We start from the raw sequence: 17,768 nt of genomic DNA on the forward strand, positions 1-17,768 counted from the left end.
AGCCACTATTCTGTGGCTTTTTCTGATTCTGCATCTGCTTTTCCAAGCTCATATGCTTCCTGCATGACAGATGTAAATAATGTTAGAAGCGGCTGAAGTGCTTCAGGGTCAAGCTGAATCCCTGCTTTATCTAACTCTTCCTTCGCCTGCGGAAAATACTTCATGGCAATTTGTAAAAATTCCATCGATTTTTCGTGCTGCATGTCGTCGTCTCCTCACTTTTCATTTGGCAGTTTGCCTGTTTTTTTGTAAGACGCAATATCACTTTCAATATCTTTCACAAAAGCGTCGTCAATGGTGGAGCTAAATTTCCCCATTTCGATCACTCCTTCTTTAAAATCAAAGGAGTACTCACCTTGTTCATTTAGCTTGCCTTCATTAAACTTCTTTGCAATGATACTGTACGCTTTATCAACATGCTGTACAGTGCTCGTTAAAACCGTATGGCTGCCGAGGTTGGATTGATCGGTGACATACCCGATCGCTGATAAATTATCGGCTTTGATTTGTTCAATGACAGGGATATTATAACCATCACCTGCTGGATACACAACATCTACGCCCTGCTTTTTTAATTTTTGATAGAGCTCCACCGCTTTGTCAGCATCATCCCAGTTTTCAACAAACTCCGCTAACACTTGTACATGTTCATCTTGATATTTTGCCCCTTTGATAAAGCCGTCTACTTCACTTTGCCAATCATATGTAGCAAGAATACCAATCTTTTTTGTTTTTGACATATGTGCAGCTGTCATGCCTCCGAAAAAGCCCATTGCTTCACCTTTAAACGTCACGTTTGTGACATTGTCCGCCTGAGGCTTGTTTCCATTGACCGTAATAAATTGTATGTTTGGATAATCTTCACTGATCAAGTTGAAAATTTCACTGTATTCATTACCATGGCCAATAATCAAATTGACTCCTTTTTTATGGAATTCTTCAATGGCATCAACGATTTTCTCCTTGTCGACCATTCCTTCCTTATAATAAACATCTACACCAAATGTTGATTGGATACTTAATAAGCCTTTATAACCTTTCGTTCCCCAAACTTGATCATTAATCGTATCGGGGACGAGTAAACCCACCTTCTCAATTTTTCCTTTTAAAGGAGCCTGCGAGCAGGCAGATAATAGAAGAAGGAACGAAAAGATCATGACAAGCCGCTGGTACTTCATGCCATGTTCAACTCCCTTTTGCAACATGCAGTGATGAACCTGTATGTTAAATATAGGTTTATTTTATACTGAAAAAAGATAAGATGGAAGATCATTCTTGCTTTTTGTCGAAAAATGTTGAGTTTTGTCTTTTCCATTCTGCAATCATGTCTTCTGCCTGTTTGTCATCTGTTTGGCTTTCTACCTTCAATTCATACGTCATGTCCTTTCTTTGACCTGTGTCCGATGCCCATTGTAACAAGTCCTTTGCCACATCTTCTACAAAAAGTGAATCAGCACGCTTTGTCCTCTCTTCATTGAGTGTCCATGGTCCGAACATGCGAGGAAGAATAACTGCCGGTACATTCTGTTTCGCTGATTCATTTTCAGATTTTTCATAAAGAATCCGGTACATGCCATGTTTTGCTTTGATGTCTTCCTGCCTGTTATGCGGTTCCTCTGACTGAATAAAAATGAGGTCATACGTGTCTTTGCTATCCTGAAGGTCAATGACTCGAACAAGATCATTTCTGCCTAGCCACATCATCCGCTCTTCTAACAGTCCCTTTTGTTCTTCTTTAAGATCATGAGGACGCGTGATATCCACTTGAATGCCCTCTTTCATCATATATTCACAAAGTGTCAGGCCAAAAAACTCATCTGCCCCTATGATCAGTCCTGTTTCCATGTTCATGTCCCCTTTTTTAATATCGAATAAAAAGAAGAGCCCTTTCTATGAAGGGCTGTTATCATCCTATTCATCACAATTCTCTTTCATGCGATTTATAAAACTTGTGAATGGATTGAAAGATTCTTCTCGGATGATCGAACATATGCAGCGTGAGATCGATCTGACAATGTTCTGGATTTTTCATATGCTGATCAATAAAAGGCTTTGCGTGAAGTTCGTATGCATAAGGTGCGCCGTTTAGTCTTTGCCATATATGAATCGGTACATGAGCAGAATGAACAGGGCAAGAAGGCAGTGGATACGTTTCAGCTTCCTTTTCAGAGCAGCCATAGCTCTCTGCTAACTCTTTGATCAGCTGCTTATAAAAGAATTTGTGTTCTTTTTCTCTTTCTCGTTGTGCAGAGAGATGCAGACATGGATTCACCATCGCAATGGACCTTAGCACTTCAGGCATTTCCTCAGCAAGGCTCATGGCAACAAGTGCCCCCATTCCCTCTGCGAGCACATGGATTTCCCGGTTTAATATTTCGTGTTTTAGCGTGTGATGCACGAGCTGCTTAGCACTAAAAACAGCATCTTCGCATCCCCAGTGATTCCCATGAAGATGACTATTAAACAATGTATATCCTTCATCCTTTAAGGCAGTTAAAAGCTGGTTTCTTCCATAATGCTGAAGCCAGAATGATGTATTTTCCTGCACAAAGTGATTTCGGTCACCGAGGATTAGAATGCCAAAGCCATTTGGTTTTTGAGGAAGGTGAATGATGTTCCACTGGGAACCAAGCTGGAAAAAACGTTCGCTTACACCCATATGGCCAGCCTCCTTTCAGTGATTCTGCTTTCTATGATATGAACAACAACTCTTGTAGGAATAAGGAAATCCCCTAAAGACAGAAGAATTCTTTTTATTTTTATAGCAGAAGGTCTCAAAATGGTCACATAAAGGCGGAAAACAGTCTTTTCCCTTCACTTGCATCTATGGTATGATAATCAATAGATTGTTACATAAAGGACGGTGGGATTATGCATTATATTATCACCCTCATTTGGACTTTTCTGCTGACACATATGGCTGGTTACATCGTTGCCTCTATGAATGGAGCTGCTTATGATTTTACGCTCACTTCCATTCTTGCAGTTGTGTTTACGGTTATTTTATTCATCTTTGCTGAAGTAAGTCCAATGAAAGAAACGGAAAGTTCAACAAAACACTCTTAATATGACTTGTGAAAAAGAGCTAAATTGATGTTTAGCTCTTTTTTCTTTTTCATTTTGATTGAAAAGCGGCACGCTAAAACCCCCTGCCTTCAACATACAGGGGGTTTTTATCGTTTACACCTCGACGGTTTCGGACTTTTGTTTGTCCGCTGTCAAATGGCTTTTCGCAAGCCCTGTAAACAGGAAGATCGCGATACCTGATAAAATTTCAAGGATTCCTCCGCCGGCAATGACAGGTCCCGCTCCAAATCTTTCTGCGAGGACGCCTGATACGACAGCTGCAAGCGGGAGAAAGACATTTGATGACGCATTGATCACAGCATATACTTGCGGCTGATCCTCTTGGTCAACAGACGTTTGAATAATGACCATTTCCGGTACATTGATCGCACTGACAGCAGCTCCAAAAATAAAGGAAGCAAGCAGAACGACCGGCAGCCATGTACTCATCCCTGTCATAAAGAACGCAGCCCCTTCAATCATGCCAGCGACAATAAAGAACAAACCAAATCTCTTAATTTTCACCTTTGCCAGAGCAAAGCCCATCATAAACGCGCCAACTGCGGCAACGCCTCTTAAAATGGAATACACCATGGAGTCGCTTTGCAGCGCTTCTGCTACGTATACCGCTGATAGTGCCTGCCATGGAGCTGCTGCGACATTCATTAAGATACAATAGAGCGTGAGCGCAAATAAAATGTGATGGTTTTTGACAACGAGAAACCCTCTTTTTAAGTTATACAAATATGTATTCTTCGCTTGTTTAATGCCTGCTGCTTTTTCTTCATCGGTTTTCTTTAGTTTGACCCCGATAATAAACAGGCCAGAAATGACAAATAAAGCAGTGGTGATCAGCAGGGTATCAGCAGGTCCAATTAATTTAACCAAAAGACCAGCCACCATGACTGCTGCAAGTGCGACAATCTCAAAAGAAGATTGCAGGATCGCATTTGCTTTTTGAATGAGATGCTTTGGAACAATCTGCGGTAAGATAGCCACGGAAGCTGGATTATACGCTGCACCTGTTGCCGATTGAATAACCATTAATGAGATCAATAACCATAGAGGCAATAGATGCGAAAAGTGCAGAAGAGGAATAATGAGTACAATTGTTGCTCGAACAACATCTGAAGCGAACATCCATTTAGACAAATGGTGCTTTTTCATAAGAGGTCCTAAAATTGGGGCTAACAAAGATGAAGGGAGAACCGTTACTGCTAGAAGAAGTCCTGTACCGAGCGCTCCATCCCCTCTTAAAATCAATAGCCAAAGGACGGATGTAAAAGCAAAACTTTCTCCTGTGTTTTTAATGAGTCTTGATATGAATAATGAGGTGAAGCGTTTATTCCAAACACTTTCACTGAGATTCATCTTTTCCATCACACAAATCCTTTCAACAATATCATTCTCTTACATATTTTACCTTAAGTTTTCTTTTTTTCATACTATTTATTTGAAAATTTGAACTTAATTGTTTTTTATTATAAAGAAAAAAGAGGCATGACACATGCCTCTAAAGTCTTATTCCTGCTGACTCTTAGTCAATTGCTTACGGCTTTCTTTGGTAGGTCCAAACACGATTATGGTTCGAGTTATCAGGAAAGACATCGCCTGCTTTAAGCTTAATCTTTAAAGGATCTTTCACCATACTGCCAGTTTCACCGATCTCGATATACACACCATTATTCGGTGCTTTATTCCCTGATTTAAACTGATGCTGCTGACCCATTTTCATCCTCCTTTCTCGATTGATGTTATTATGTCCCGTCCATTGCCTCTCCAATCCTTTATGCAAAAAGTCCCTGCTCATACGAGTCAGGGACACTTTGATTTATTTGGATGGTTGATACATGAGTTCTTTCATTAACGCTTTTTGCACATGCAGACGGTTTTCTGCCTGTTGAAATACTTTTGAATGCGGCCCGTCAATAATATCTGCCGTCACTTCTTCACCGCGATGTGCCGGGAGACAATGAAGGAAAATATAGTCCTTTGCTGCATGACTCATCAGTTCGTCATTGACTTGATATTCTTTAAATTCAGCAAGACGTTTCTCTGTTTCTGCTTCCTGCCCCATGCTTGTAAACACATCTGAATAAATAACATCTGCATCTTGTACAGCTGCGACAGGATCTGTTGTCACGGTCACTTCTGCGCCTGATTGTTTTGCAAACTCACGGGCAGTGTTTGTGACTTCTTGAAGCGGTTCATAGCCTTTTGGTGATGCAACCGCAATATCACAGCCTAACTGCGCACAGCCGACCATTAAGGAGTGTGCCACGTTATTTCCGTCACCGATATAGGCCACTTTGATTCCTTTTAAAGTACCTTTTGTTTCTTTAATGGTTAATAAATCAGCAAGCGCCTGACATGGATGTGAGTAGTCAGTTAATCCATTAATGACTGGAATGGACGCGTATTGTGCAAGCTCTTCAACCTTCTCATGCTCAAAGGTTCGAATCATAATGCCGTCTACATAACCAGACAGCACCTGCGCTGTATCACTGATGGTTTCACCTCTGCCAATTTGCAAATCATTTGAGCTGAGGAAAAGCGCATGTCCTCCTAGCTGCGTCATCCCCGCTTCAAACGAGACTCGGGTTCTAGTTGAAGATTTTTCAAAGATCATCGCTAACGTTTTCCCTTTGAATAAATCTTGATATGGGTTTTGTTTCATCTCTTCTGCTTTTTCAATTAAATAAGCAATCTCATGGATTGAGAAATCTTTTAACGATAAAAAGTCTTTTCCGTATAATGCCGGTTGCACGTCAACTTGACTCATGCCGTCACTTCCTTTTTATATAATTCATGGAGCGATACTGGTGACACATCTCCATTTTTTCCTTGCAGGAATGCTTGAACAGTTTCATATTCGGTTAGGACTTGAACGCCGTGTGTGAGTGCTTTTACACGCTGCTCTTTTGCCTCTTCATCTTCTCCTAAATGAATATGAAGGGATTTATCCTCATTCTGCAGCCAGGATTCAAAGCTGCCAGTCCAGACGTCAAAACCTGCATGCTTCGCTTCATCTATCAATTGCTCGCTGCCTTGTATAAAGAGGCTTCCTTTTTGCTTCCAGATCGGCGCAAACACTTTTTTCAAGGCGCTTTCGGCGTTCTTGCCTACACACATTCCTTCTCCTGTCGCTTTCATTTCAGGTGTCAGCTTGAGGTCAATATCTTGAATGGCATGTGATGAGAACACTGGGAATTTGACCGCTGTCCCCCCTTTGTTTTTCGTTGCAGGGTTTAGTTCTTCAAGCGAGGCACCAGCTAATAATTGAGTGGCCATTGGGATCATATCAATGCCCATTACCTTACTGACGACTGGTACAGTCCGGCTTGCCCGCGGATTCACCTCTAATACAAGCGCCTGATCACCTTTGATGACAAATTGGATATTCATAATGCCCTTGAACGATAATTTCTTCGCTATTTGTTCAGACGCGGTATGCACCTGCTGTTTGATGTCTTCACTGATTGAGATACTTGGTAAAATGGCAAAGCTGTCACCTGAGTGCACGCCCGCTTTCTCAATATGTTCTACGATCGTTGGAATGAAGGCCTTGTTTCCGTCAGAAATAAGATCCACTTCAATTTCTTTTCCCGTCACGTACTCATCAATTAAGATTGGGTATGGCAAATGATCTGGCTGATCAAGCAGTGATACTAAATGTGCTTCTGACTGAACAACGATCATTCCCATTCCGCCAATGACATACGATGGGCGAATTAATACAGGATAACCGATGCTTTTCGCATGTACGAGTGCTTCTTCTTTTGAATGAGCCGTATCTCCTTTTGCGTGAGGAAGGTTCAGTTCATCAAGAAGCTGATAGAATAAATCACGGTCTTCGAGTGCATCAAGTGTATCAAAGGACGTACCTAACAACGTGACGCCGGCTTTTTCCAAGCCTTCTGCGACATTGATCGCAGTCTGTCCGCCAAATTGGACAATGACGAAATCAATTTGTTCTGCTTCCACAACGTTTAAAATGTGCTCTAATGTAATCGGCTCAAAATATAAGCGATCTGCAATCTCATAATCAGTACTTACTGTTTCTGGATTGTTGTTCATCATGATGGTTTCAAATCCAAGTTTTTGCAAGGTCAGAACGCCATGCACAGCGCTGTAATCAAACTCGACCCCCTGCCCGATTCGAATTGGGCCAGAGCCAATAATGAGTGCACGCTGCTTTGTTTTTTCTTGATGCTCACCATCGCTTTTTCCAAAGTAGGTGGAATAGAAGTAATTCGTTTTTGCATCAAATTCCGCCGCACATGTGTCAACAATTTTAAATGAAGCAGCAATGCCGTATTCTTGACGAAGCTGCCTGATTGACTCTTCCGTGTGACCGGTAAAGTGAGCAATCGTTTCATCAAGGAAACCCTTTTCCTTTACCTTTTTCAAGGTATCTTTTGATAGTGTACCCTTATGAGCTTTCAATTCTTGTTCGAGCGTGATCATATTCTGGAACACATGTAAGAAGAATCGATCGATTTTCGTCGTTTGATGAATCGTTTCAACCGTTTCTTGTCTTGAAAGAAGCTCCATTACAGCGAAAAACCGGCGATCGTCTGGTGTTTTGATGAGTTCAAATAAATGTTCTGTCGATTGCTCTTTCAGTTCTGGCAGGTGGAAGCCCTTCGTTTTAATTTCAAGTGATGCAACTGCTTTTTGGATGGCTGACTCTAAATTCCGATCAATCGCCATGACTTCGCCAGTCGCCTTCATTTTTGTGCCTAATTTACGATCTGCCTGTTTAAATTTATCAAACGGCCAGCGCGGGAATTTCACGACAACATAATCTAGTGCCGGCTCAAAACTAGCATAGGTTGTACCTGTGAGCGGGTTTTTCAATTCGTCTAGTGTATAACCCACCGCAAGCTTTGCTGCCATTTTCGCAATCGGATAGCCTGTTGCTTTTGATGCAAGAGCAGAAGAACGGCTGACCCGAGGATTCACCTCGATGACAAAGTATTCTTTACTGAGTGGATCAAGAGCAAATTGGATGTTGCACCCGCCGACTACATCCAGCGCTGAAATGATTTTCAGGCTCGCTGAACGGAGCATTTGATAATCCTGATCCGTTAATGTTTGGGAAGGTGCAACGACAATCGAGTCTCCTGTATGCACTCCAACTGGATCGATATTTTCCATGTTGCATACCGTGATACACGTATTTTGACGGTCTCTCATGACCTCATATTCGACTTCTTTAAAGCCAGCTATGCTTTTTTCAACTAAACACTGGTGAATCGGACTCGCTAAAAGAGCTCCTTCAATGAGCGGCTTAAACGCCTCTTCTGTTAGAGCGATTCCGCCGCCTTTACCGCCAAGTGTGTATGCTGGTCTTAGGATGACTGGGAAGCCGACTTCTTTTGCAAATTGAAGAGCATCTTCCGCATTATCCACAATTTCACTATCTGGCACAGGTTCGTTCAGATGCTTCATGAGAGCACGGAATTTCTCTCGATCTTCACCGTTTTCAATTGTTTCAACTGACGTTCCGAGCAGGGTCACCCCATGCTTTTTCAGCACACCTGCTTTTTCTAGCTCGACAGCAAGGTTTAAAGCTGTCTGTCCGCCAAGGTTGGCTAAAAGTCCATCTGGTTTTTCCTTTTCAATAATTCTGGCCACTGAATCAACTGAAAGCGGTTCAAAATAGATTTCATCAGCAAATGACTCGTCTGTCATAATGGTTGCTGGGTTATTATTCACTAAGATGACTTTGTAGCCTTCTTCTTTTAAGGCCATACATCCTTGTGTTCCTGAGTAATCAAATTCTGCTGCCTGACCAATGATAATTGGACCAGACCCGATGACTAGAATGGTTTGTATGCTTTGATCTTTAGGCATGTGCGACTTCTCTCCTTGCTTGTTTCACTTTCTCAATAAAATCATCGAATACCCATTCACTTTCAGCAGGCCCTGGGTGTGCTTCTGGATGAAATTGCACTGACATAATCAGCTTTTCTTTATGAATGAATCCTTCTACAGATCCATCATTGACATGAAGGAATTTCACGTCCACTTCTTTGTCATTCATGCTTTTTTCATTCACAACATAGCTATGGTTCTGACTTGTCATAAAGACACGTTTGGATTCTGTATCCTGTACAGGATGATTTGCTCCCCGGTGGCCAAATGGCAGCTTATACGTATCCCCGCCAAGTGCTAGAGCAATTAATTGATGACCTAGGCAGATCCCAAGTGTCGGAAATGTCATCATGATGTCATGAATTGTTTTTAAATATGGTGTCATGGTTTTCGGGTCTCCAGGTCCGTTTGACAGCAGGATCGCATCCGGCTTCATCTCAAACACCTTTTCCATTTGTTTATATGGAATGACGGTTACTTTACAGCCGCGCGCTGCAAGCGAATCTGCAATTGATTTTTTAAAGCCAAAATCAATGAGCGCCACATGTTCCTCACCACTGCCTTGTGTGTATATCTCGCTATCTGTCACCTGTGCGACGACATTGTCTTGTTTCATTGCAGGCGGCGTTTCGTTTTCGTCTACACTGAGCACAGCGTTCATTGTTCCATTTGCCCGGATGTTTTGCACGACTGCGCGCGTATCTGTATGTGTCAGAAGCGGAATATTCCACTTTTGTAAATAATCTTTTAAGCTGACCGCTGCAAGATGATGTGAAAAATGCTCTGCTGCCTCGTAAACAACCACCGCTTTTACTTGAGGCTTTTTGCTCTCAAAGTCTTCATGATTGATGCCGTAATTTCCGATCAGCGGATATGTGAAAACAATGATCTGACCTTTATAGGAAGGATCTGTGAGTACCTCTTGATAACCTGTCATACCTGTAAAAAAGACCACTTCACCTGTGATGCCAGCTTCTCCTGTCAGATCTCCTTCAAAAGAGGCTCCATCTTCTAAATTCAAATAACCTTTCATGCTTATGTCACCCCAAAATTGAATAATTAATGATATCTATGCATTTTTATACGTTTCTTTGTAAAAAAATTTACACAGAAACTGTTTTATTTGCTAATACTTGAACAATTGCTTCGATCGCCTGATCCAGCTCTGCTTTTTTCACATTCAGCGGAGGTAATAAACGAATGACATTCGGACCAGCTGGAAGCACTAGCAGCCCTTGTTCTCTAAGTGCTGTGATATAGTCTCCGACTGGCTGATCACATTCAATACCTGCCATCAATCCTTTTCCCCGAACTTCTTTTACGATATTCAGCTGGTTGACATTTTGCAGCTTTTCTAACAGGTAATCGCCCTTTTCTTTGACTTCTGAAAGAAACTCTTCTTTGAAAATCACATCGAGTGTCGCATTTACAGCGGCCATGGCGAGCATGTTTCCACCAAATGTTGTGCCATGTGAACCTGGGGAGAATGCATCTCCTAACTCTTTTTTCCCTATGACTGCACCGACTGGAAAGCCGTTTCCTAACCCTTTTGCCACAGAGATAATATCAGGATCAAGACCCGTCTCTTCGTATGCAAATGCTGCTCCTGTTCGACCGATGCCCGTTTGAATTTCATCTACAATCAGCAGTGCTTCATGTTTTTTGCAAAATGCTTGAACGGCTTCTAGAAATTCTGGTGTCGCTGGATTCACTCCACCTTCACCTTGCACAACCTCCAGCATCACCGCTGCCACATCATCGACTTCACACGCTGACATAGCGTTAGGATCATTAAACGGTACGTAGTGAAAGCCTTCTAGCATAGGACCAAAGCCAGTTTTGATTTTATCTTGACCCGTGGCAGCCATACCAGCATACGTGCGCCCATGGAAAGAGTGCAAAAATGTGACGATATTTGTTTTCCCTGTCGCTTTACGTGCTAATTTAATGGCACCTTCATTTGCCTCTGCCCCGCTATTGCAAAAAAACACGAGATCCCCTGAACTGTTTTCTGCCAGCTTTTCTGCTGCTTTTTCTTGCAGTCCATTTTCAAACAGATTTGATACATGCCAGACGTGGTCAAGCTGTTCCTTAATGGCTTCATTGACCTTTGGGTGATTGTGGCCTAAATTTGTAACCGCAATGCCTTGTATAAAGTCTAAATATTTTTTTCCATTTGTATCGATTGCCCAAGAACCTGCTGCCTCTTTAATTTCAACATTCCACCGTCCATAAGTTTGAAAGAGATGACTCACAGGACCGCCTCCTTTTGTTTCACAATTCTTGTTCCTTTAAAGGTTTCTCCTGTAAAGATACTGCCTTTGCCATTTACGATCATGACTTCATCCACATCACCTGATAAAGCACTCAATGCGGATTGTACTTTCGGAATCATTCCCCCGGAAATAATGCCTTCATCAATGAGTGAAAGGGCTTCTTGTTCAGTGACGACATCTAATAGTTCACCATTTTTTAAAATGCCTTCAACATCTGTGACAAACATGAGCTTATCAGCCTTCATGGCTCCGGCGACAGCTGATGCTGCTAAATCGGCATTCACATTTAAGGTTTGGCATTCTTCCGTCATAGACAGCGGCGCAATCACAGGAATGAATTGTTTTTCCATGAGTGCTTCTGCCATCTCTGGATGAACTTCTTTGATTTCGCCAACGTACCCGTAAACGTCTTGATCTAGGAAATCGGCGACAAGCATCTGCCCATCTTTGCCGGATACGCCGACAGATGAAATATCATGCTTTGCGAGCTCTGACACAAAGTATTTATTGACCGTTCCCGAGAGAACCATTTCGGCTACCTCTAACACAGGCTTCGTTGTTTTACGCTGCCCGTCAACAAATTCTGTTTTCACTTCTAATTTTTGCAGCATGCTGGTGATTTCAGGTCCTCCGCCATGCACGATAGCCAGTTTAAATCCAGCGGCTTGAAGTGAGCGGACATTTTCATAAAAGGTATCTGAAAGTTCTCGAATGACACTGCCCCCACACTTGAACACGATCGTTTTATTCATGTCTATCTCCTTCTTTATGTGCGATAGCTCGCGTTAATTTTCACATAATCATAGGTAAGGTCACAGCCCCATGCTGCTGCTTCACCATTCCCCTCACTCATTTGAATGAAAATCGTAATCTCATCCTGCTCTAGATATGCTTTTGCTTCTTCTTCTGAGAATGGCTGCGGTTCATTGTGTTTGAACAAACATTGTCCGCCTAAATAGACTTCTACCTCTTCCGGTGTGACGGAAGCTGCGCTATGACCAATCGCTCCAACGATTCGGCCCCAGTTGGCATCCGTACCATATACGGCGGTTTTAACAAGACTTGAACCAACGATCTTTTTCGCAATGATGCCGGCTTCCAAGTTATTTTTAGCACCAGCGACTTTTGCTTCAATTAATTTGGTTGCACCTTCTCCATCTCTCGCAATCTCTTTGGCTAAATCCTCACAAGCTAGTTTTAATCCTTCTTTAAACAATAGCCATTCTGGATGCTCTTCATTGAGTACATCGTTTTCTGCCATGCCATTTGCCATCACAAGCACCATATCGTTTGTCGAAGTTTCTCCATCGACGGTAATTTGATTAAAGGTCACATCCGTAATGTCACGAAGCGCTTGCTGTAAGGCTTCCTGTTCGACATTTGCATCTGTTGTGACAAAGCCAAGCATTGTCGCCATGTTCGGGTGAATCATGCCAGATCCTTTTGCTGCGCCTGAAATGAGGATCTCTTTTCCGTCTATCGTAAGGGTGTATGTTGTATTTTTAATGACAGTATCTGTCGTTAAGATCGCTTCTTCAAAATGGCCTTTTTCGGCTTTTGCTTCTTTTAACTCGGCGATGCCCTTTTTGATTTTATCCATCTCCAGACATTCTCCAATGACACCAGTAGAAGAAACAGCAATGTAATCAGGAGCTACACCTAACATATCTGCACAGGCAGCCTGCATGTCGTATGCATCTTTTAATCCCTGTTCACCAGTACATGCATTAGCGATGGCACTATTGACAATGACACCTTTTAATTGTCCTGTCTTTTTTAAGCTTTGTTGTGTGACTTTGAGAGGTGCAGCTTGAAAGTGACTTTGTGTGTAGACCGCTGCACTTGCTGCTGGTACTTCGCTGACGATAAGGCCAAGGTCTTTTTTTGAATAGCGCAAGCCAATGTGAATCCCCTTCGCTTCAAAGCCTTTTGGTGATGATACGTCACCGTCTATTTTGACAATGCTTTTTTCATTCAATTCGATCATGTTTGTTGTCTCCCCTGTTCTCTTATGGATAAAGAGGTGTCATTGTGAGGCCCGCCTCTTCATGTAAGCCTTTGATAATGTTGAAGTTTTGAACCGCTTGGCCGGCCGCGCCTTTCATAAGATTGTCTATGACAGACACGATTGTAAGTCTTCCTGTTCGCTCATCTAAATGAAAGCCAATGTCACAGAAGTTACTGCCGTATACTTCTTTCGTTTGTGGATAAATTCCGTGATCTCTCACTCTGACAAAATAGGAATCTTCATAAAAGCCTTTCATTCGCTTCATCAATTCTTCTTTTGTGACATCTGATTTTAATTGTGTATACATCGTCGCCATAATTCCTCTTGTCATCGGGACAAGATGCGTTGAAAATGTGACGTTCGCCGTTTGCGGATTCCATTCTCTTAATATTTGCTCTATTTCTGGCGTATGCTGATGCTCATTCACCTTATAAATTTTAAAGTTATCGTTTAGTTCTGAAAAATGCGTTCCAAGTGAGGCAGATCGTCCGGCACCGGACACCCCTGTTTTTGCATCTATTATGATCATGGATTCATCGATGACATTCTGTTTGATGAGCGGTGCTAAACCGAGAAGAACTGCGGTAGGAAAGCAGCCCGGATTGGCAATCACTTCAGCCTGTTGAATTTTGTCACGATTCAGTTCGGATAAACCGTACACCGCTTGTTGAACAGATGCTTCATCCGCTGCCCTTCGTTTATACCAAGCTTCATAGGTTGCTCCATCTTGAATGCGCAAATCACCTGATAAATCAATGATCGGCACCCCTTGATTCATAAGCTTTGGCGTCAGTTCACTTGATACGCCTGCTGGTGTTGCTAAAAACACAGCATCTGTCTCTTGCACAATGGCAGCCGGGTCAATCGCTTTTAATGTTTGGTCAGTCATGTTTGTTAGATGCGGATAAGATTGACTGTATAATTGCCCATCACCACTTGATGAATACAATATACATTCCTCCACATGCGGGTGATGCTTGAAGATACGAACCAATTCCGCACCACCGTACCCTGTAGCACCTATAATACCTATTTTCAACGTCAATACACCCTCTTGATCTTTGTGAAATTATTTAACATTATAACATGTATAAAAATTAATTCAATTGTATATTTAATATTTGTTTTCATTTTTTTTCAACAAAAAAACCGCATATCTTCATGAGACATGCGGATTTATCTTTAGTTTTTGATATAGATGACCATGAGCGCACTGCATAAATATAATATGGAGCTTGCATAAAAAATGAAGTAAACGGTAAAGAAATCAGCAAACAGGCCGCCAAGCATAATGGCGATGGATGAAAAAAGGGCTGTCCAAAAATGATAGTGCCCGACTTCTTTCATTCTTTTGTTCTCTGTTGTCAGATCAGTGACAAGCAGTTTCTCCCCATGTTTTTGAAAGCCGCCCAGCGCACCAAGCGCAAGCTGAATGATATACACTTGCTCCACTTCTGTTATATGCGGAAAAAGCAGCAAAAGAAACGCCATACCGAACGAATGAATGATTAAAAAGAGCCGCCTGTCGGTGGTTTCTGGCAGTTTCCCTAAAAGTAAATGAATAAACGCACCGCTTAAACCAAACAGACCATAGGCGAGACCAAACTGTGAATAGCTTGATCCAACATTTTTAATAAAAAGAATGTAAAAAGGGAAAATCAAACTGCTGGCGAAAAATAGCAGACTTTGTGAGTAGACGAACCATTTCATTGCTTTTGCATTCATTGTGTATTGTACCTCTCATAAAAGTAATTGGTAAACGTACCATCTGGATCTGCTTGTTTTTTCTTTTGGAAGAATACATCGGTTTTAGGATAAGCCCTCTTCATTTGCGCCTTCGTTTGATAAGGCATGTACGGTAAGTAATAGCTTCCATCGTGCCGCAGCGTGATATCTGTCATTTTTCGAATGATCCGCTCTGCTTCCGCTTTCTCTTCTTTTTCAAACCCGTAATTCACTAAAAGCACAAGAGCAAACATATCTTGTTTCGCATATGAGAGATCCGCATTTTCATTTTTTTGAACGTAGCGGATTGTGATATTCATTAAATTCAATTCTTCCTGTTGTAAAAAAACTCTCATCTCATCGATGTACGCACGAAAACGGTCAACTGGAACGAAATATTCCTGCAGCACATCTGTGTCTGAATCATTTTCATATTCCAAAAAGGCAGAATCAGAACGCATCACATTGTTTCTTGTGATCAGCTGATCATTTTGACTTAGGAAATACTTCTTTTGCAAATTCCAGAGCAGACCTTTCCCCATATCAAATCTCCTTGAAAGGCCGAGCATAAATTTCAATGGCATGACGAGTTGATCTTCTTTCAGCTCTTGATATGATTCGATTTCTTGATTTGAAGTGAGGGAATAATTCGTCACATACATTTCTTTCAAAAAGTTTGTTTTTGCTGTGGAGATTCTGGCAAGATGCATGCGTACTTCTTTATTGTGTTTGACATGTTTTTGAAAATAATCCGTATACTCATCGTAATTGAGAGAGGTTGTCTCCATTTTATATAATTCATCTTTTGTTAAAGAAAGCTCAACATCTAAAATGACACCGAACAATCCGTATCCCCCAATGACCGCAGAAAACAAATCATCACCTGGCTTTACTGTGACAATCTCACCATCTGCTTTTAACAGCCTAAAGGAACGTACCGTATCAATGAGTGACCCGTAGCGAATGTCACGTCCATGTGCATTTGCACTTAAAGATCCGCCAATTGTAAAGATATTTTGCGATTGCATTACCTTCACAGCAAGACCGTATGGATTCACATATTTCTGTATATCATCCCATGTAGCACCGCTTTGAACCCGAATCGTTTTCTTCTTTGGATCAAACGCTAAAATCTGGCGGAATTCCGTCATATCGAGCACAATGCCGTTTTCATAATACGTGTGGCCGCCCATGCTATGCTGTTTGCCGGCAATAGAAATCGGCAGGTGTTTTGCTTTTGCTTCTTTTATAACTTCTTTTAACGTGTCTATTTCTTTTCCTTGAACAACTTTTTTGATTTTGACAGGCATGAGATGACTGACATCTGTAAAAGCCTCAAGATCCTGTTTATTGCGTGCCTTGCCTTCTCGTATGGTGATTGATGCACAAAATGCAGCAACATATACGATCAAAAGAACGATCCATAGCCATTTTCGTTTCATGATAGGTACTCCGTTCTTTAAAATTACATCCATTATATCAAGCTACTCTCTTCCTCCACCTTAACTTTTCATAAAAAAACCTGGCATGAGTTCAACTCATACCAGGCATTTTTCTTTTTTGCTTATTGAATACCGAGCGCGATTTTTGCGTATCTTGACATTTTGTCACGTGTCCAAGGCGGATTCCATACGATGTGAACTTCTGTTTCTTTTACTTCTGGAAGATCACTCAATGCTTTTTTGACTTCATCCACGATAATTGGTGCAAGAGGACAACCCATTGATGTTAAGGTCATGGTGATATCCGCTTTTCCATTCTCATCAAGATCGACATCATAGACAAGCCCAAGGTTGACGATGTCGACATTTAGCTCAGGGTCAATCACCTGTTCTAGGGCGCCTAAAATATTTTCTTTCAATGCTTCATCCATGATATCCACTCCTTTTTCCATTAGTATAACGTACTTTTTCTTTTGACTAAACGTTTGTGCTTTTCAGATGTGTCACAAACCAGTCAATCGTTTCAAACATCGCTTGTCTTGAGACTTTATGGCCAGCTTGTGCATCAGTGATAAAACGAATCAGGTGCGGATCCTGCTTATATTGTGTGGCCGCTAACTCATCATATAGAGATTTTGCGTGCCGATAAGGGACGACAGGATCGTTTTCTGCATGCCAGAATAACAGCGGTCTTTTGTTTAATCGATCCGTTTGCAGCGTTAAATCGTATGGGCGCAGGGCGTCTAATTGCAGATGAACCTCTTCGTCTGTAATATCTTTCATCAACCCTTTGTGACGCATGTCCATGATTTGTGCTTTTAGAAACGTCGTATAGTTTGGACTTCCCATCAAGCTGACAGCGGCTTTGATCCAATCATGCTTGGCAAGTGCACCAAAGGTGGTGATACCGCCCATGGATGTACCCGCAACGCCTATCAGATCGGCTTCAATCAATTGTTTTTCTTGAAAGTATGTTTTGAGTATATCGATTTCACGAATTTCGTTCAGGACAATTTCCCAGAACTTTGATGCCAGTTCCTCTAAGCTGAGGTTTTCTGATCTTACACCATGATAAGCACAGTCAGGCAAAATGACTCTCATGCCTTTTTCCGCCAAATGGAAGGCGAAGTGTAAATTATGCTCGCGTGCACTTGTAAATCCGTGAATAAAAAATACAAGCGGCAGCGGTTTGTCTTTATTTTCAGCTTTTACGATATGTAAAAATGGAATATCGCGCGTAATTTGCTCATCAATGGTGATCACAGCCTATGAATCCTCCTTTATCATTCCCGTCTTTGTTTATTTTAACATGTAGACAACAAAGATGTGATAAAGATACACTATAGATAGAGGCGCTAACATGAATTGCCT

Annotated in this window: 18 protein-coding genes; 1 reads left to right on the forward strand and 17 read right to left on the reverse strand. The window is 41.7% G+C overall.

The window, feature by feature from the left end; genetic code table 11:
* Positions 1-5 precede the first annotated feature (5 nt).
* The 4 genes from ACLGGR_RS03835 to ACLGGR_RS03850 all read right to left on the reverse strand — a co-directional run bounded on the left by ACLGGR_RS03835 (position 6) and on the right by ACLGGR_RS03850 (position 2,659).
* Positions 6-203: a ComZ family protein gene (locus ACLGGR_RS03835; RefSeq protein ID WP_034282083.1), complete on the reverse strand. Its 198-nt coding sequence runs from the start codon at positions 201-203 to the stop codon at positions 6-8.
* A gap of 12 nt (positions 204-215) precedes the next feature.
* Positions 216-1,178: a BMP family ABC transporter substrate-binding protein gene (locus tag ACLGGR_RS03840; RefSeq protein WP_048238469.1), complete on the reverse strand. Its 963-nt coding sequence runs from the start codon at positions 1,176-1,178 to the stop codon at positions 216-218.
* 91 nt (positions 1,179-1,269) lie between these two features.
* Entirely contained in the window at positions 1,270-1,845 is a 576-nt protein-coding gene (locus ACLGGR_RS03845; protein WP_323647286.1) for a nad binding enzyme, read from the reverse strand.
* Between the two features lie 73 nt (positions 1,846-1,918).
* The gene (locus ACLGGR_RS03850) at positions 1,919-2,659 is read right to left on the reverse strand and encodes a hypothetical protein (RefSeq protein ID WP_142944495.1); all 741 of its coding nucleotides are present in this window, start codon (positions 2,657-2,659) and stop codon (positions 1,919-1,921) included.
* A gap of 212 nt (positions 2,660-2,871) precedes the next feature.
* On the opposite strand from ACLGGR_RS03850, the gene ACLGGR_RS03855 reads away from it, so the two are divergent.
* Positions 2,872-3,066, forward strand: a complete 195-nt coding sequence (locus ACLGGR_RS03855; RefSeq protein ID WP_003211779.1) for a YjzD family protein — start codon at positions 2,872-2,874, stop codon at positions 3,064-3,066.
* Positions 3,067-3,180: 114 nt separating this feature from the next.
* Here the strand turns inward: ACLGGR_RS03855 and ACLGGR_RS03860 are convergent, their stop codons facing one another.
* From ACLGGR_RS03860 to ACLGGR_RS03920, 13 genes are all read right to left on the reverse strand, one after another.
* Complete coding sequence (locus ACLGGR_RS03860; RefSeq protein WP_047201781.1) at positions 3,181-4,446, reverse strand: MFS transporter; 1,266 nt, start codon at positions 4,444-4,446, stop codon at positions 3,181-3,183.
* Positions 4,447-4,615: 169 nt separating this feature from the next.
* Positions 4,616-4,795 carry a YjzC family protein gene (locus ACLGGR_RS03865; RefSeq protein WP_008348517.1) on the reverse strand — a complete coding sequence of 60 codons (180 nt, stop codon included), beginning with the start codon at positions 4,793-4,795 and terminating at the stop codon, positions 4,616-4,618.
* A gap of 102 nt (positions 4,796-4,897) precedes the next feature.
* Complete coding sequence (gene argF, locus ACLGGR_RS03870; protein WP_410972526.1) at positions 4,898-5,848, reverse strand: ornithine carbamoyltransferase; 951 nt, start codon at positions 5,846-5,848, stop codon at positions 4,898-4,900.
* Complete coding sequence (carB, locus tag ACLGGR_RS03875) at positions 5,845-8,925, reverse strand: carbamoyl-phosphate synthase (glutamine-hydrolyzing) large subunit (RefSeq protein ID WP_410972527.1); 3,081 nt, start codon at positions 8,923-8,925, stop codon at positions 5,845-5,847. Before carB ends, argF begins: the two co-directional genes overlap by 4 nt.
* Complete coding sequence (locus tag ACLGGR_RS03880; protein ID WP_251215660.1) at positions 8,918-9,979, reverse strand: carbamoyl phosphate synthase small subunit; 1,062 nt, start codon at positions 9,977-9,979, stop codon at positions 8,918-8,920. The genes carB and ACLGGR_RS03880 overlap by 8 nt, the downstream gene beginning before the upstream one ends.
* A gap of 70 nt (positions 9,980-10,049) precedes the next feature.
* Complete coding sequence (gene argD, locus ACLGGR_RS03885) at positions 10,050-11,201, reverse strand: acetylornithine transaminase (protein ID WP_410972528.1); 1,152 nt, start codon at positions 11,199-11,201, stop codon at positions 10,050-10,052.
* Positions 11,198-11,974 carry an acetylglutamate kinase gene (gene argB, locus ACLGGR_RS03890; protein ID WP_142944489.1) on the reverse strand — a complete coding sequence of 259 codons (777 nt, stop codon included), beginning with the start codon at positions 11,972-11,974 and terminating at the stop codon, positions 11,198-11,200. The genes argD and argB overlap by 4 nt, the downstream gene beginning before the upstream one ends.
* Positions 11,975-11,988: 14 nt before the next feature.
* Positions 11,989-13,209 carry a bifunctional ornithine acetyltransferase/N-acetylglutamate synthase gene (argJ, locus tag ACLGGR_RS03895; RefSeq protein WP_323647290.1) on the reverse strand — a complete coding sequence of 407 codons (1,221 nt, stop codon included), beginning with the start codon at positions 13,207-13,209 and terminating at the stop codon, positions 11,989-11,991.
* A gap of 22 nt (positions 13,210-13,231) precedes the next feature.
* Positions 13,232-14,269, reverse strand: a complete 1,038-nt coding sequence (gene argC, locus ACLGGR_RS03900) for an N-acetyl-gamma-glutamyl-phosphate reductase (RefSeq protein WP_323647291.1) — start codon at positions 14,267-14,269, stop codon at positions 13,232-13,234.
* A 143-nt stretch (positions 14,270-14,412) separates the two neighbouring features.
* A complete protein-coding gene (locus tag ACLGGR_RS03905; RefSeq protein WP_410972529.1) occupies positions 14,413-14,955 on the reverse strand; it encodes an MFS transporter in 543 nt (180 codons plus the stop codon).
* Positions 14,952-16,397: an FAD-binding protein gene (locus ACLGGR_RS03910; protein ID WP_410972530.1), complete on the reverse strand. Its 1,446-nt coding sequence runs from the start codon at positions 16,395-16,397 to the stop codon at positions 14,952-14,954. The genes ACLGGR_RS03905 and ACLGGR_RS03910 overlap by 4 nt, the downstream gene beginning before the upstream one ends.
* Before the next feature lie 122 nt (positions 16,398-16,519).
* Complete coding sequence (locus ACLGGR_RS03915) at positions 16,520-16,828, reverse strand: metal-sulfur cluster assembly factor (RefSeq protein WP_024425066.1); 309 nt, start codon at positions 16,826-16,828, stop codon at positions 16,520-16,522.
* A gap of 46 nt (positions 16,829-16,874) precedes the next feature.
* A complete protein-coding gene (locus ACLGGR_RS03920) occupies positions 16,875-17,660 on the reverse strand; it encodes an alpha/beta fold hydrolase (RefSeq protein ID WP_323647294.1) in 786 nt (261 codons plus the stop codon).
* Positions 17,661-17,768 lie beyond the last annotated feature (108 nt).

Source organism: Bacillus sp. BD48 (assembly GCF_046566805.1).
Taxonomy (GTDB): Bacteria; Bacillota; Bacilli; order Bacillales; family Bacillaceae; genus Bacillus; species Bacillus safensis.